The sequence below is a fragment of the Pseudomonas sp. FP1740 genome (assembly GCF_030687165.1).
Classification (GTDB): Bacteria; Pseudomonadota; Gammaproteobacteria; order Pseudomonadales; family Pseudomonadaceae; genus Aquipseudomonas.
Window position 1 is genome coordinate 4967554 of record NZ_CP117461.1, and the last position, 13967, is coordinate 4981520.

Below are 13967 nucleotides of genomic sequence, written 5' to 3' on the forward strand. Positions count from 1 at the left end.
TGCGGCGTGTTCATCGCGGGCAAGCCCGCGATGGGGCCAGTCCAGTCAACGTAAAGCCAACAGTCCTTTTACCAACGGTTCCAATTCCAACGAGTTAACCGCTTTAACCTGCTCGATCATCGCCATCGGCCAACTCTCAAGCCCCAGACAGGCCCCGAGCATGGCGCCGAGCATCGCCGCGATGGTGTCGGTGTCACCGCCCAGGCTCGCGGCCATGCACAGCGCTTCGAAGGCCGTCATCTCGCCGATGGCCACTTGCTGGGCCAGCGCAAACGACACCACCACCGATTCCTGTGAGGCCACCGAAGTGCCGATCACGTCGTACAGCAAATCCGCCAGCAACGCCTTGTCGCTGTCGATGCCGACGCTCCGCGCCCAACTGATGCGCGAGGCGATGCGCCCGCCGGCGACCCAGTGACCATGACTTTCGGCCTGCTGCGCGAATTGTTGGCCGAGGTTCAACGCCTCACCCAGGTCCATGCCGTTGATCCCGGCGGAAACCACTGCCGCCACCGCCGCCGCACTGGCAATCCCCAGCGTGGTGTTGTGGGTCACCTGACAGGCTTGCACCACGGCGCGGATGAAACGCTCAGGATCGGCGACATCGGCCGCAATCCCTACCGGGGTGATGCGCATCGCCGCGCCATTGGTGGAGCCATAGCGCCCCGCCTCTTCCAGCGAGTGGCCGGCGAGGATCATTTCGATGGCGCGTTTGGTCGAAGGGCCGAGCAAGTCTTGCGAGCCCTTGGCCTGCATCCCGGCTTCCCATTCGATCAATCGTTGGGCCAGTACCGCCGGTTCGATCCGGCCCTCGCCCTCGATCAACAACCGAGCGACCAGAATCGCCTGCTCGGTATCGTCGGTGATAGAACCTTTGGGCAGGTTCGCGGCAATCGGTTGATCGGGGCCGGCGTCTTGCAGATCGGTGATTTCAACGAAGCGCGCCTTGATGTCGGCGCGGCTCAGGGATTGGGTCGGCATGCCCAGCGCATCGCCCAGGGCCAGTCCATAGAACGCGCCGAGGGCACGGTTGAGCGCGGTCATTTTGGAGCTCCAAACTGCAAATGCAGACGAAAGTGCACCGGATCGAGCAGGCTTTCGACCTGCTCCATAAAACGGTTCTGACGGTCGTAGGTGGTGCGCAGGGCCTTGAGGAACACCGTGCCGACCGGGCGCCCGAGCAGTTCGGCGTCTTCGGCGTTCAAGGGTTCGGCACCGATCCACTGATCGCCGTGCTCGCCGACATAGCCGTAGGCAGCCAACGTGATGGTCAGGGAGTTATCAATCAGTCCCACGCGCGGCAGGCCTTCCAGGCCTCCGGTCGCGGGCATTAACGCACGTTCCAGAGACACCAGCGTGCCGTCGGTGGCGCGCCGGCGCCGGTCGAGGGTGATGAATTGATCGGTGCCGAACCGCGACAGCAGGTCAGGACGGGTCACCGCCTCCAGCCGCAGCACTTCGGTATTGATCAACGCCCCGCTGTCCGCCAGTGCCTGAGCCCAGCCGCTGCTCTGATCGAGCACTACGCCGTCGTAAGTAACGATGGAACCGACTCCGCTTTGCGTGGCGATGTAGTGACGCCGTTTCAGTTCGGCCAGGGCTTCACGCAGCGTGCCGCGGCTGACCTTGAATTCTTGAGCCAACTGATGTTCACCCGGCAATAGCAAGCCGTCCTCCATGAGGCCGCTTTCGATGCGCCGGACAAGCTCATCGATAATCCGTTGTTTCTTGTCAAATCGTACCTGTCTAACCATGTACAAAGTGATAACCGAAAGGGATTAGGGCGAGCAAGGGATATTTTGTGGCTGGATTGTGTGACAGACAGACCGCTTTCGCGGGCAAGCCTCGCTCCTACAGGGGGATCTGCACGGTACTGTAGGAGTGAGGCTTGCCCGCGAAGGCGTCGGCACATCCAGTATCCATGTGCCGGACATCCCGCTCCCCCCGGGGAAAATCAGCGTTGTTTCAGTCGGTCGATCACAACCGCCAGCAACAGGATCGAACCGCGAATCACGTACTGGTAGAACGTATCGATGTTCTTCAGGTTCATCGCATTCTCGATGATCGCCAGAATCAGCACCCCGGCGATCACATGCCGAATCATCCCGATCCCGCCACTCAGCGACACCCCGCCCAACACGCAAGCCGAGATCACTGTCAGCTCGAAACCCTGGCCAATCATCGGCTGCCCCGAGGTCATGCGCGACGCCAGAATCACCCCGGCCAATGCACCAATCACCCCGTGCACGGCGAAGATGATGATCTTGGTCCGGTCAACGTTGACCCCAGCCAGCAAGGCCGCTTCCTGGTTGCCACCGATGGCCATGGTGTTGCGCCCGTAGGTGGTGTAATTCAACAGCCAGCCGAAAAACAGGAAGCAAACGATGGTGATCAGAATCGGCACCGGTACGCCGAACAATTGGCCATTACCGAAGACGAAAAACGATTCCAGCGACACACCGACCGCTTTGCCGTTGGCGAAAATGTAAGCCAGACCACGAACGATCTGCATGGTCGCCAGCGTGGTAATCAACGCATTGACCCGCAGCTTGGCGATCACGATCCCGTTGATCAGCCCGACAATCAGCCCCATCACCAGCGCCGCACTGACGCCGAGGAACACGCTGTTGGTGTCGCGCATCACCACCGCCGCGACCACGCCGGCGCAGGCAATCACCGAGCCCACCGACAAGTCGAAATGCCCGGATGCCAGGCAATACAACATGGTGCAGGCGGCAATCCCGGTGGTGGAAATCGCCAGGCCCAGACCGCGCATGTTCAGCGGCGACAGGAAGTTGTCGATCAGCAAGGTGCAGAGCACGAAGATCCCGACGGCCGCCAGCAGCATTACCCAGTCATCGAGAAAGCGTCGCAGGTCCAGCGGTTTGCGCGGGGTTGGCAGAGCGTTGTTTTGGATGGTCATAGTCACCTCTCAGTTCGCCACGTCGGCAGCGCGTTGGCGTGGCAAAGCCAGTTGCAGCAGGTTGGATTCATTGGCGTGTTCGCGGGTCAGTTCGCCGCGCATCGTGCCTTCGCAGAGCACCAGGATACGGTCGGAAATGCCCATGACTTCCATCAGGTCGCTGGACACCACAATCACCGCGATGCCGCTGGCGGCCAGGTTATGAATGATCTGGTAGATCTCGGCTTTGGCGCCGATGTCGATGCCCCGGGTGGGCTCATCGAGCAGCAGGACTTTCATCGGCATCGACAGCCAGCGACCAAGGATCGCCTTCTGCTGATTGCCGCCGGACAGGTACATGATTTTCTGCGCCGCGTTAGGCGTCTTCACCTTTAGCGCCTTGATCTGCTTGTCGGCGTTGCCCTTTTCCCACAGCCCGCGCAACAGGCAACCGAAGGTGGAATGAGCACCACGAGCACTGATGTTGATGTTCTCGGCGACACTGGCCAGCGGCAGGATGCCCTCCTTCTTGCGGTCCTCGGGGCACAGCAGAATCCCCGCCGCAATGGCATCGCGCGGTGAACGCAATTTCAATTCATGTCCACGTAACTCCAGGCGTCCGGCCGTGTTGCGGGTAAGTCCGCTGAGCATGCGAAACAGCTCGGTGCGGCCCGCGCCAACCAAGCCGAACAGACCCAGAATCTCGCCCTTGTGCACCTCGAAACTCACCGGTTCACGCAAACCCGGCCCCAGTAAACCGTCAACCTTGAGCGCCACCGCGCCGCGCGGGCGGCTGCGATAATCGTAGATATCCTGAATGTCGCGACCGACCATGCACGTCACCAACTGGTCATGGGTCAGCGCGCTCATGTCCTCGAAGGTGCGCACGAAGCGACCGTCCTTGAACACCGTTACCGCGTTGCAGATGCGGAAGACCTCTTCCATGCGATGGGAGACGTAGAGCACCACTTTGCCTTCGTCCCGCAGGCGCCCGATGATTGCCATCAAGCGATCGATTTCCCGCGCCGACAGGCTGCTGGTGGGTTCGTCGAACGCAATCACATGCGCGCCACGGGACAGCGCCTTGGCGATTTCCACCAATTGCCGCTGACCGAGGGACAAGCGTCCGACTTTCTCTTGCGGATCGATTTCATCGGCCAGGCCTTTGAGGCAGGCCAGTGCCTGGTGGCGCAAAACGCTGCGATTGATCAGGCCGAAACTTGCCGGCAGATGCCCGAGAAACAGGTTCTCGGCCACGGTCATTTCCGGCACCAGGTGCAGCTCCTGATGGATCACCGCGACCCCGCTGCCAATGCTGTCGGCAGTGGATTTGAAGACCCTCGTCTGCTCGCCGATCCGCAGGTCGCCGCTGCTCGGCGTATAAGCACCGCCGAGGATTTTCAACAGCGTGGATTTACCGGCGCCGTTCTCGCCCATCAAGGCGTGAACCTGCCCCGGATGCGCGACGAAGCTGATGCCGTCCAGCGCCTTCACCCCGGGAAAGGTTTTGCCGATCCCGTTGAAGCGCAGGCTGCCGCCAATGCGCTGTTCATCTGTTTGTACGTGTGCGTGCATAACCCACCTCATCACACCGATCAGGCGGCCCCGTCGCCGGGGCCGCCAATGAAATCAACCGACCCTCAATTCCACAGGCCGATCTTTTCCAGTTCCTGCTTGAAGTTGTCGCGCGTGATCAGCGTCACGTCGTCCATGGCGGTGTATTTCGGCGGTTCTTTGCCGGTGGTGACCCACTCGTGCATCATGCTGGCGGTGTTGTAGCCCTCGATGTGCGGGCTCGGCAGCATCGAGCCGAAGAAGCCGCTGTTGGCTTTCTTCAGTTCGCCGATGGCATCGGTGCCGTTGATGCCGATACCGATTACGTTGGTGGCGGCAAAACCGGCGCTTTCGGTGGCGCGCACGCCGCCCAGCACGGTGTTGTCGTTCATCCCGCCGATGATCAGGTTTTTCGCCCCGCTCGGGAGCTTCACCAGCGCCGAGTTGGTGGCGTCCATGCTGCCAGGTACGTCGAGGGTTTTCAGGGCCGAGAACAGAATGTGGTCTTTCGGCATCCCGGCGTCTTCCAGGGCTTTAACCGAACCGTCGGTGCGTTTCTTGCCGGTATCGAGTTCGTTGAAGGTGTTGATCACCGCATAGGTTTGTTTCCAGTCCCAGCCGCGTTTTTTCGCTTCGGCGGCCATGGCGGCGCCCTGCTTCTGGCCAACTTCGAAAGCTGCCATGCCGAGGTACGGCACGTCTTCCATGAACTTGCCGCCGGCATCGACGAAACGGTCATCGACAGCGATCACTTTCAAACCGTTGAGCTTGGCCTTGGCCATGATCGCAGGGCCCAGGGAGACGTCCGGCGGGCAGATCACGAAGCCCTTGGCGCCGTTCGCCGCCAGGCTGTCGATGGCCGAAAGGGTTTTCTCGCCATCAGGCACAGCGATCTTGATGACGGTGAAGCCCTTGTCCTTGGCGGCCTTTTCAGCGAAGGCCCACTCGGTCTGGAACCAGGGCTCTTCGGCCTGCTTGACCAGAAAACCGATCTTCACTTCCTCGGCCGCCAGCAACGTACTGCTCAGGCTGACCGCGGTGACCGCCAAAGCGGCACAGCACAGGGAACGGATCCCACGACGACGTTTCATAAGCTGACTCCTTGTTATTTTTTTTGAGCGTTAGTTGAAAGCCAATACAGCGGTCGAAGCATGTAGCCAATAGTCATATCGTATGATGATTGTATTTCAGGCGTAGTTTTGCGCCTGAAACACAAGTCATTCAGTCGTGGTACATGACCGAACGACCACCATCGATGGTGATGCACGAAGCGTTGATGAATGGCGCCTCATCGCTGGCCAGGAACACGGCGGTCATCGCCACTTCGATTGGCTGACCGATGCGGCGCGGTGGATGCAAGTCGAAGGCCCGTTGACGTTCGGCATGGGGGTCGGCAAAACCGTTCCAGTAATCGACGTTCAGTTGGGTTTCGATATAGCCCGGCGCGATGGCGTTGACGCGAATGCCCTTGGGTGCGTATTCGATGCCCAAGGCGCGGGTCAGCCCGAGCAGGCCATGCTTGGCCACCGGGTACGGGAAGCAGCCGGGAATGATGTGAGTGGAATGGGTCGAGGCGATGTTGATGATGCTGCCGATGCCCTGCTCGATCATCTGCGGCAGCACGGCTTTGCAGCCATACCAGGCGCCGTCCAGGTCGATGGCGAAGCAACGATGCCAGTCGTCCTCGGTCATTTGCAGCGGATCACGGAACACGTTGACCCCGGCGCAGTTGACCAGCACGTCGATGCGACCGTGAAGCTCAATGGCCAACTTGGCCATGGCGTGCAGGTCTTGCTGGCGCGATACGTCGGCCTTGATCGCCACGACATCCGCGCCTTGTTCACGCCAATGCGCCGCGACTTTTTCGACTTTCTCGGCCTGGATATCGCTGATGACCAGCTTGGCTTGCTGGGACGCAAAGGTCGCGACAATCGCTTCGCCGATCCCCTGAGCGGCGCCGGTCAACAGCACGACCTTGTTTTTCAGGCGCTCACCCTTCGGCGGTTCGGGCACCGGTGGCAAGGAAAGGGGTTCAGCCATGGATCAACACTCCTGTTCGAGGGCACGACGAAAACCGGACATCTGTCGATGTCCGGTCAAAAGGCTTTTTGGAATAGGCAGACAGGCGTGCAAACGCCCGGGCGCCGGGGCGGCCTGAAGCACTGTCACCCCAAGGGAGGACGGTGGAATATCGCTGCATCACTTCACCTGTTTTGTTTTTTTAAGTGTGAGTGCGTGTAACTGATGGGGCCGACTATAAACCCGGCCACCAACAAATCTCAATATATAATTTCACATCCCATATTTTGGGATTTAACCTGCAAACCTCTGACAGGGCTTTCCGGGCACATCGACTCGAACCGCCAACAAAGCACCATCCAACGGATGGTTGAGCGGGCTCGCAGCACTGGTGATGTACAAGGTTTTGAAGTCTTCGCCACCAAACACGCAACTGGTGGGGCGACTGACAGGCAGTTCGATTACCCGATCGACATGACCGTCCGGGGTCAGCCTGAGCAGGCAACTGCCGTCCCAGCGGGCGTTCCAGATATAGCCCTCGGCATCCATCGCCGAGCCGTCGGGGCCACCCCGTTCGTGGGGGCCAAACCAGACGCAGGCGGTGTCGAGGTTGCCGTCGGTATGGATGAAATGTTGGTACAACGTGCCGTCGAGGCTGTCGGCGAAATACAGGGTCGTGCCGTCGTCGCTCCATAGCAATGTGTTGGGGATGCCGAGCCCTCGAAGCAGCGGCGTGACCCGAGCATCGCGGTCGATGCGAAACAGGCCACCGGAGCGGCGCACGATGGGCAAGTCTTCGCCCTGCTCGCCAATGTTGTTTTGCATGGTGCCCAGCCAGAGCCGGCCCAAGGCATCACAACGGGCTTCGTTGGCGCGATTGCCGGGTTGCGGATCGGCCACACAGAGCAAGGTCAGCCGAGGTTCCAGGCCGGGAGAGTTCAGGTCCAGTCGATAAACCCCACTGCTCAATGTCACCAGGGCATCGCCACTTTCGCAGGGGATGAATGCGGACACATGTTCCGGCATTTGCCAGATTTCCACATTGGCGCCGATCAATCGCAGCGCCTGTTGGCCGGCGATATCGACCCAGTACAGCGCTTGGGTCGGTGCATCCCAGAACGGGCCTTCACCGAGTCGCGCACGGTGCTCGGTAACCGCAGTCCACGTCATGAAACCTCCTTTTTATTGCTTTTATGTGGGAGCGAACCTGGTCAGCTTGCCTTCTTGTCGGCCATGACTTGGGGGTAAAACCGTTTGATCGCCAGGTCGGCGTTATCGATCAGGGTCATGCAGGCCCACACACCCCGCGCGGCATCCCGAGCAGCGATGGCGTCGGCCATGTCTTTGTGAATCGGCAAGGTTCGGCGCAGTTCGTCCGGGTCGGCGGCAGACACTTCGAACGACACCGCCAGCAGCGCGCCGAGAGCCGGGACCATTTGTTCGATGAATTGATTGTGGCTGGCGGCGAGGATGCACTCGTGGAAGAACTGGTCGGCGCGGTTGTAATCGATGCCGCTGTCTACGGCTCGTTCCAGCGCGTTGTAGGCCTGAAGCACGGCTTGCACTTGTTCCACCGTCGCGCGCTCGCAGGCCCAACGCACCGCCATCGGTTCGATGGTACGACGCAAGTCAAGCAAGTCGTCGACGAAGTTTTCCGGCAAACCGCTGCGCGACAGCCAGCCGACGACTTGTGGATCGAAGAGGTTCCAGCGCCGTACCGGCAACACCCGCGTGCCGACCTTCGGCCCGACTTCGAGCATGCCTTTGGCGACCAGGGTTTTGATCGCTTCGCGGATGACCGTACGGCTGACCCCAAGCTGCTCGCCCAAGTCGGCTTCAACCTTGATGGTTTGACCGGGCTTCACCTGGCCAGCGGCAATCCAGCACCCCAGCCAATCAACCGTCGACGCGTGAAAACTGCTGGACATGGTTACCTCGCCACCCCGGTGACAAAAACGAAACGACAAAAAAGCCATTTGCGATGGATGCCCACGCTAATCATCATATGATTGAGTGTCAATTGGATTTTTCTGGAGTCCTTGCCAACACAGGTATGACTGTTCGTCCGATTACTCCCCCGGCGCTTTGAACCCACCCACTTTGTAAACTACGGTTAGCCCGCAACAGATCAGGCTGTTTCACTAAAATCCGCTATCGCCAGGTATGAATATGGACATGGATGCGTCTACGAAATACCCCATTGTGTTGGTTCACGGTCTTTTCGGCTTCGACCGAATCGCCGGTTATCCGTACTTCTTCGAAATCGAGGAAGCCCTGGAACGCGCTGGTGCCCAGGTGTTTGCCGTGAATATTCCAACCGTCAACGGCAATGAGGAACGCGGCGAAAAACTCCTCGAACACGTCGACCGCATCTTGCGGGAAACGGGCGCCGCCAAGGTCAATCTGATCGGCCATAGCCAAGGTCCGCTGGCCGCACGCTACGTCGCAGCCCTGTACCCGGAAAAGGTTGCGTCGGTCACCTCGGTCAGTTGCCCTAACCACGGCTCCGAGATTGCCGACCAACTGCACAAGGCACTGACACCCGGAGAATTACCCGAAGCCTTTGTATTAGCCCTGTTAGGCGCAGTCGGCACCTTCATTTCGTTGATCAGTGGCCATCCGGAAAACCCCGTCGACCCTCAAGCGGCGTTCGAATCGCTGACCAGCGCAGGCCTGGCCGCCTTCAATCGCAAGTACCCGCAAGGGCTGCCAAAGGTTTGGGGCGGGGAAGGCAACGAAGTCGAGAACGGCGTGTATTACTACTCCTGGAGCGGGATCGTGCAGAACTTTCAAAGCCTGCAACTCCTCGACCCGACCCATTTGAACTGTAAAGTGCTGTCGCAGTTATTTTATAAAGAGAAGCACGCCAATGATGGGCTGGTCGGCCGCTACAGCTCTCATTTGGGCAAAGTGATCCGCTCGGATTACCCCATGGACCACTTTGATGCAGTCAACCAGATGGCCGGGATCAACAGTTGGAACGTGAGCCCGGTGATGCTCTACCTTGAACATGCCGCCCGGCTGAAGAGCAAGGGTTTGTAAGCCCATAAAAAAACGGCCCGTTGCAATAACGGGCCGTTTCGTTTCTCGGGTTCAGCGCTTACGGCTCAAGTCCGATCGGGAAAAACTCGCCACCGCTCCAGACACCGAGCCAACTCTGCCCGTCAATCTCACGGCTCACGGCCAGCTCTACCAATTGGTAGAACACATTGCGGTGAATCAGCGCTTCAAGGTTGCTGCGCACATGCACGTACGGGGCGGGTTCCTGAGTGACCGGGTCAATCACCACGCGCATTGGGTGCTCGACACCGGCGTCGGTGGTTTCATCGACGTTGGTGGTAAAGCGCAAGACCTGAGCCTCACCCTCGCCTTCGACTTCCACGGCTATCGCCACGAACGGTGCGTCGTCGACCTTGATGCCGACCTTTTCGACTGGAGTAATCAGAAAGTAATCATCGCCATCGCGGCGAATGATGGTGGAGAACAGCTTGACCATCGGCTTGCGCCCGATCGGCGTGCCGAGGTAATACCAGGTGCCGTCGCGGGCGATGCGCATGTCGATGTCGCCACAGAAGTCGGGGTTCCACAAGTGGACCGGTGGCAAGCCTTTGGTTTTGGGGATTTGTCCCAACAGGTCATTGGCTTTTTGCGGGCCACTCATGGCGTTCTCCTTTGAATTACTGGTCGCTGATCCCCAGCAGGCTACGAGCGTATTGCTCCAGCGGCGGGCCCAGCAGATCTTCTGGCTTGTTATCGTGGAACGTCAGTAAACCGCCACGACTCTTGATACGTGCAGTATCGATCAAATACTGGGTGCTGGTCTCGATCAACATGATCTGAATGACGCCACTGTCGATCCCGAGGCGATCCGAGCGTTCCTGGTCGATCAATTCGTCCGTGTTGCCGATGCGGTCGTCGGCCTTGGCAAAACGTGTATAGAGCAGGTAGTGAGCACCGGCGGCACGGGCTTCGCCCATGGCGGCATCGAGACCTTCCGGCGCGCGGGCACGGCGGACCATCGGGAAATATTCGATAAAGCCGTTGAAGGCTTCTTCGGCCACCACGTTAGGTCGCGGATAAGCAGTGCCCGGTGGCGCGAAGGCGCCCTGGGCGATGTAGATGAACGAATCTGGCTGAATGCGGATGTTATTCACGCGACGGCTGTCGCTGTGGTCCAGCAGCCCCGCGTCGCTCATGTGGTAGCGAGTTCCTTCGGCCATATCGCTGACATTCATGCAGCCGCCAAGCGCCAAAACGGCCAGCAGCAAAACCAGGCTACGCATCCTTCCCTCCAGAAGCCGGTGACGGAAAACCGGCGAATGGCCGAGGGATGCAGCTTCCGCGCCAGCTCATGCCAGGATCATCTTTGTAGCAGCTGCCGAAGGCTGCGTTCGGCTGTAGCAGCTGTCGAGCCCCAGCGAGGCTGCGTCCGGCTGCAAAGCAGTCGTAAAATCAGAAGCCGCGGTACGTCAGGCAAACCACGCTAGCCGGATTCACGACTGCTGCGCAGCCGGACGCAGCCTCGCTGGGGCTCGACAGCTGCTACAGATCGCGATCAGCCGCCGATGATTTTCATGATGGTTGCGCCACCGGAGAACGCCACTTCCTGCTTGTCCCCCAGAGCCTTCACCAGCAGTCGCTGCAACGCCGGCAGTGCCTGGTGACGAGGTTTGTCCAGCAGATCGCCGACATAGTGGCGATTGCTCGATGACAGGCAACCATGCAGCCAGCCAGTGGACGACAAGCGCAACCGCGAGCAGGTGCGGCAGAACGGCACGCTTTCGTTGGCGATCACGCCGAAGTGGCCCTGCCCCGGAATCTCGTAGCGCACCGCCGTGGCATCGACCGGCGCGTCGGCCTGCAGGTATTCGTAGTGTTCGCCGATCAGGCCCAGCAATTGCTGAAGGCTGACGAACTGTTGCAGGAAGGCGTTGGAATCACTGGCCAGGTGGCCCATGCGCATCAACTCGATGAAGCGCAGCTCGTAGCCGCGTTCCAGGCAGTAATCGAGCAGTGGCATCACCTGATCGAGGTTTTGCCCACGCAGGGGCACCATATTGACCTTGATCTTCATGCCGGCTGCCGCGGCCTGGGCCATGCCGCCGAGCACGGTCGCCAGATCGCCGCCGCGGGCAATGCTGCGGAAGGCACCGGCGTCCAGGGTGTCGAGGGAAACGTTGATGCGCCGAATGCCGGCGTCCACCAGCAGCGGCAGCTTCTTCGCCAGCAACTGGCCATTGGTGGTCAGGCTGATGTCCTCCAGGCCCATCTGCCCGACGGCGGTCATGAAGGCTTCGAGTTTGGGGCTGACCAGTGGCTCGCCACCGGTAATGCGCAGGCGCTCGATGCCGGCTGCTTCGATCAGATAGGCCACGCCGCGTGCCATCGCCTCGGCCGACAACTCATCCTGCGCAGCCACCAGCCGTTTGCCGTTGGGCACGCAGTAGGTACAGGCGTAGTTGCAGGCGGAGGTCAGACTGATCCGCAAATTGCGAAAACGCCTGCCTTGACGGTCAACGATCATGGATCACTCCGGCGAAAGAAGATTCGAACGCGCAAAACTTGACTCACAAATCAAGTTTTAGCAAGCCCTATGCCTGAGTATATTCCTGCGGTACTGCGCCACGTAGCTAAATCATGGCTCATGGCGCAATTAGACAACTGGATGGCTCAGCTGCTCGGAGTGTCGGTATCGCGCTTGCGCTTGTTGCCCATGCGCACGCCGATGTCCATCAGGAACTGGAAGAAACCTTCCTGATCTTCCAGCACATTGCTCCAGAACGGCGAGTGATACAGCGCCACGGCGCCATGCACCAGCGCCCAGGCTGCGCAGTAATGGAAGTAAGGCGGCACGTCTTCGAGCTTGCCTTCGCTGATCCGGCCCTTGATCAGCAGGGTCAGGCGTTCGAAGTTCGAGGCGCGGATTTTGTGCAGTTCCTCGACCATCTCCGGTACCTGGTTGCCCTTGACCACCTTTTCTTCCAGGCGATCGAACAACCGATAGCGTTGCGGATCGCGCATGCGGAATTCGAAGTAGGCGCGGGACAGGGCTTCCTTGTCCTTATCGACATCGGCGGAATGCAACAGCTCGTTCAAATCACGCTCGTAGTCGAGCATCAGGCGCAGGTAGATCTCCGCCTTGGATTTGAAGTGCTTGTAGATCGTGCCTTTGCCGATACCTACGGCATCAGCAATCATCTCGACGGTGACACTGTCTTCACCTTGTTCGAGGAACAGCTTGAGCGCGGTATCGAGAATTTCTTGCTCGCGGCGACGAAACTCACGGACCTTACGAGGTTCTTTATGCATAAGAAAAGGTCTGTAGGGGTCAAAATTCGAAGCCGCGTATTATGCCTAACTTGCGCAAAAATGCACGGATCATCCGACCATATATGTGTTTCTTGATGAATTCACGCGACCTCGCCGGTTGATGAGAACTCAACCGAAGCGCACGTATTCCAAATTTGTTTAAAAACCCGACCAACCAAACTGGACTCGGCGCGATACTGATCAATACTTCAACTGTCGGCGAGGCATCTCCCCCAAGTGTCGCGCCGATGAAGGTACCAAAGGATTGCGTGCCTTTGTTTTACTCCTAATGGTCTTAACCCGGATTCACCCCCCAGAACCCGGGTTTTTTTTGCCTGCAATTTAAGGGCAAAGCCCGCCACAGGTTGCGACCTTTTCCAACGTTACGCCGATGCCCTGACGTGCGCCAACGGAAATAACCGCTTGAAATTCTCGGTAGTCTGCTCGGCAAATCGCTCGTAGGGCTCGCCTCGCAACATTGCCAGAAATTCCGCTACCTCACGCACGTACTGCGGCAGGTTCGGTTTGCCGCGATACGGGATCGGCGCCAGGTACGGCGAATCGGTTTCCACCAGCAAGCGGTCGGCCGGCACTTTGCTGGCCACATCGCGCAAGGCATCGGCATTGCGAAAAGTGACAATACCGGACAAGGAAATGTAATAACCCATATCCAGCGCGGCCTTGGCCATCTCCCAGTCTTCGGTGAAGCAATGCAGAACGCCTGCTTGAGGCAGCGCCGCCTCACGCAGCAGTTCAAGGGTGTCGGCCCGGGCGCCACGGGTGTGGATGATTACCGGTTTTCCGGTCTGTTGCGCCGCTTGCAGGTGCAGGCGGAACGACTCCTGCTGCAACTCTGCCGCTTCCGGTTCGTAGTGGTAATCCAGGCCGGTTTCCCCGATCGCCACCACCCGCGGATGATTGAGTTCGCGCAACAGCCAATCCAGCGCCGGAGCGGCACCCGGCTGCACGTCCAGCGGATGCACGCCGACCGAACAATCGACGTCGTCGTAACGTTCGGACAACGCCTTGACGTCGGCGGCGTTATCGGCGCTGACGCCAATGCACAGAAAGTGCCCTACTCCCCTCTGACGAGCCGCGTCGAGCGCGGCATCCAGGGAGCCGTTGTGGGCGGTGAGATCGAGGCGATCAAGGTGGCAATGGGAATCTACAAGCATAAAAGGGC

At 59.5% G+C, this 13967-nt stretch carries 14 protein-coding genes; 1 reads left to right on the forward strand and 13 read right to left on the reverse strand.

The window, feature by feature from the left end; all coding sequences use genetic code 11:
- Window positions 1–45: 45 nt before the first annotated feature.
- The 8 genes from PSH69_RS22135 to PSH69_RS22170 form a co-directional block, all read right to left on the reverse strand.
- Window positions 46–1044, reverse strand: coding sequence for an ADP-ribosylglycohydrolase family protein (locus PSH69_RS22135; protein WP_305409834.1), 999 nt, complete (start codon window positions 1042–1044; stop codon window positions 46–48).
- A complete protein-coding gene (locus PSH69_RS22140; protein ID WP_026286427.1) occupies window positions 1041–1754 on the reverse strand; it encodes a GntR family transcriptional regulator in 714 nt (237 codons plus the stop codon). The genes PSH69_RS22135 and PSH69_RS22140 overlap by 4 nt, the downstream gene beginning before the upstream one ends.
- Before the next feature lie 200 nt (window positions 1755–1954).
- The gene (araH, locus tag PSH69_RS22145) at window positions 1955–2923 is read right to left on the reverse strand and encodes an L-arabinose ABC transporter permease AraH (protein WP_305409835.1); all 969 of its coding nucleotides are present in this window, start codon (window positions 2921–2923) and stop codon (window positions 1955–1957) included.
- 9 nt (window positions 2924–2932) lie between these two features.
- On the reverse strand, window positions 2933–4477 hold the full coding sequence (gene araG / locus PSH69_RS22150) for an L-arabinose ABC transporter ATP-binding protein AraG (protein ID WP_305409836.1): 1545 nt from the start codon (window positions 4475–4477) through the stop codon (window positions 2933–2935).
- Window positions 4478–4542: 65 nt separating this feature from the next.
- Window positions 4543–5547, reverse strand: a complete 1005-nt coding sequence (locus PSH69_RS22155; RefSeq protein ID WP_305409837.1) for a substrate-binding domain-containing protein — start codon at window positions 5545–5547, stop codon at window positions 4543–4545.
- A gap of 130 nt (window positions 5548–5677) precedes the next feature.
- Entirely contained in the window at window positions 5678–6496 is an 819-nt protein-coding gene (locus PSH69_RS22160) for an SDR family oxidoreductase (protein WP_018926206.1), read from the reverse strand.
- Window positions 6497–6769: 273 nt separating this feature from the next.
- The gene (locus PSH69_RS22165; RefSeq protein ID WP_305409838.1) at window positions 6770–7645 is read right to left on the reverse strand and encodes an SMP-30/gluconolactonase/LRE family protein; all 876 of its coding nucleotides are present in this window, start codon (window positions 7643–7645) and stop codon (window positions 6770–6772) included.
- A gap of 41 nt (window positions 7646–7686) precedes the next feature.
- Entirely contained in the window at window positions 7687–8403 is a 717-nt protein-coding gene (locus tag PSH69_RS22170) for a FadR/GntR family transcriptional regulator (RefSeq protein WP_018926208.1), read from the reverse strand.
- A 241-nt stretch (window positions 8404–8644) separates the two neighbouring features.
- On the opposite strand from PSH69_RS22170, the gene PSH69_RS22175 reads away from it, so the two are divergent.
- Window positions 8645–9517, forward strand: coding sequence for a triacylglycerol lipase (locus PSH69_RS22175; RefSeq protein WP_305409839.1), 873 nt, complete (start codon window positions 8645–8647; stop codon window positions 9515–9517).
- Between the two features lie 58 nt (window positions 9518–9575).
- Here PSH69_RS22175 and PSH69_RS22180 read toward each other — a convergent pair whose 3' ends face one another.
- The 5 genes from PSH69_RS22180 to PSH69_RS22200 all read right to left on the reverse strand — a co-directional run bounded on the left by PSH69_RS22180 (window position 9576) and on the right by PSH69_RS22200 (window position 13959).
- Window positions 9576–10136 (reverse strand): DUF1285 domain-containing protein, encoded by a 561-nt coding sequence (locus PSH69_RS22180; protein ID WP_019582739.1) that lies wholly within the window; start codon window positions 10134–10136, stop codon window positions 9576–9578.
- A 16-nt stretch (window positions 10137–10152) separates the two neighbouring features.
- On the reverse strand, window positions 10153–10758 hold the full coding sequence (locus tag PSH69_RS22185; protein WP_019650440.1) for a DUF4823 domain-containing protein: 606 nt from the start codon (window positions 10756–10758) through the stop codon (window positions 10153–10155).
- Window positions 10759–11030: 272 nt separating this feature from the next.
- Window positions 11031–11999, reverse strand: coding sequence for a GTP 3',8-cyclase MoaA (locus PSH69_RS22190; RefSeq protein WP_305409840.1), 969 nt, complete (start codon window positions 11997–11999; stop codon window positions 11031–11033).
- 146 nt (window positions 12000–12145) lie between these two features.
- Entirely contained in the window at window positions 12146–12784 is a 639-nt protein-coding gene (locus PSH69_RS22195) for a TetR/AcrR family transcriptional regulator (protein ID WP_007942012.1), read from the reverse strand.
- A 383-nt stretch (window positions 12785–13167) separates the two neighbouring features.
- Window positions 13168–13959, reverse strand: coding sequence for a TatD family hydrolase (locus tag PSH69_RS22200; RefSeq protein WP_305409841.1), 792 nt, complete (start codon window positions 13957–13959; stop codon window positions 13168–13170).
- Window positions 13960–13967: the final 8 nt, after the last annotated feature.

Excerpts from the sequence above, each read along its gene's own strand:
- PSH69_RS22135 (WP_305409834.1), bottom strand. The coding sequence starts at position 1,044 with ATGACCGCGCTCAACCGTGCCCTCGGCGCGTTCTATGGACTGGCCCTG.
- PSH69_RS22140 (WP_026286427.1), bottom strand. The coding sequence starts at position 1,754 with ATGGTTAGACAGGTACGATTTGACAAGAAACAACGGATTATCGATGAG.
- PSH69_RS22160 (WP_018926206.1), bottom strand. The coding sequence starts at position 6,496 with ATGGCTGAACCCCTTTCCTTGCCACCGGTGCCCGAACCGCCGAAGGGT.
- PSH69_RS22165 (WP_305409838.1), bottom strand. The coding sequence starts at position 7,645 with ATGACGTGGACTGCGGTTACCGAGCACCGTGCGCGACTCGGTGAAGGC.
- araG (WP_305409836.1), bottom strand. The coding sequence starts at position 4,477 with ATGCACGCACACGTACAAACAGATGAACAGCGCATTGGCGGCAGCCTG.
- PSH69_RS22200 (WP_305409841.1), bottom strand. The coding sequence starts at position 13,959 with ATGCTTGTAGATTCCCATTGCCACCTTGATCGCCTCGATCTCACCGCC.
- PSH69_RS22195 (WP_007942012.1), bottom strand. The coding sequence starts at position 12,784 with ATGCATAAAGAACCTCGTAAGGTCCGTGAGTTTCGTCGCCGCGAGCAA.
- PSH69_RS22175 (WP_305409839.1), top strand. The coding sequence starts at position 8,645 with ATGGACATGGATGCGTCTACGAAATACCCCATTGTGTTGGTTCACGGT.
- PSH69_RS22170 (WP_018926208.1), bottom strand. The coding sequence starts at position 8,403 with ATGTCCAGCAGTTTTCACGCGTCGACGGTTGATTGGCTGGGGTGCTGG.
- PSH69_RS22185 (WP_019650440.1), bottom strand. The coding sequence starts at position 10,758 with ATGCGTAGCCTGGTTTTGCTGCTGGCCGTTTTGGCGCTTGGCGGCTGC.
- PSH69_RS22180 (WP_019582739.1), bottom strand. The coding sequence starts at position 10,136 with ATGAGTGGCCCGCAAAAAGCCAATGACCTGTTGGGACAAATCCCCAAA.
- PSH69_RS22155 (WP_305409837.1), bottom strand. The coding sequence starts at position 5,547 with ATGAAACGTCGTCGTGGGATCCGTTCCCTGTGCTGTGCCGCTTTGGCG.
- araH (WP_305409835.1), bottom strand. The coding sequence starts at position 2,923 with ATGACCATCCAAAACAACGCTCTGCCAACCCCGCGCAAACCGCTGGAC.
- PSH69_RS22190 (WP_305409840.1), bottom strand. The coding sequence starts at position 11,999 with ATGATCGTTGACCGTCAAGGCAGGCGTTTTCGCAATTTGCGGATCAGT.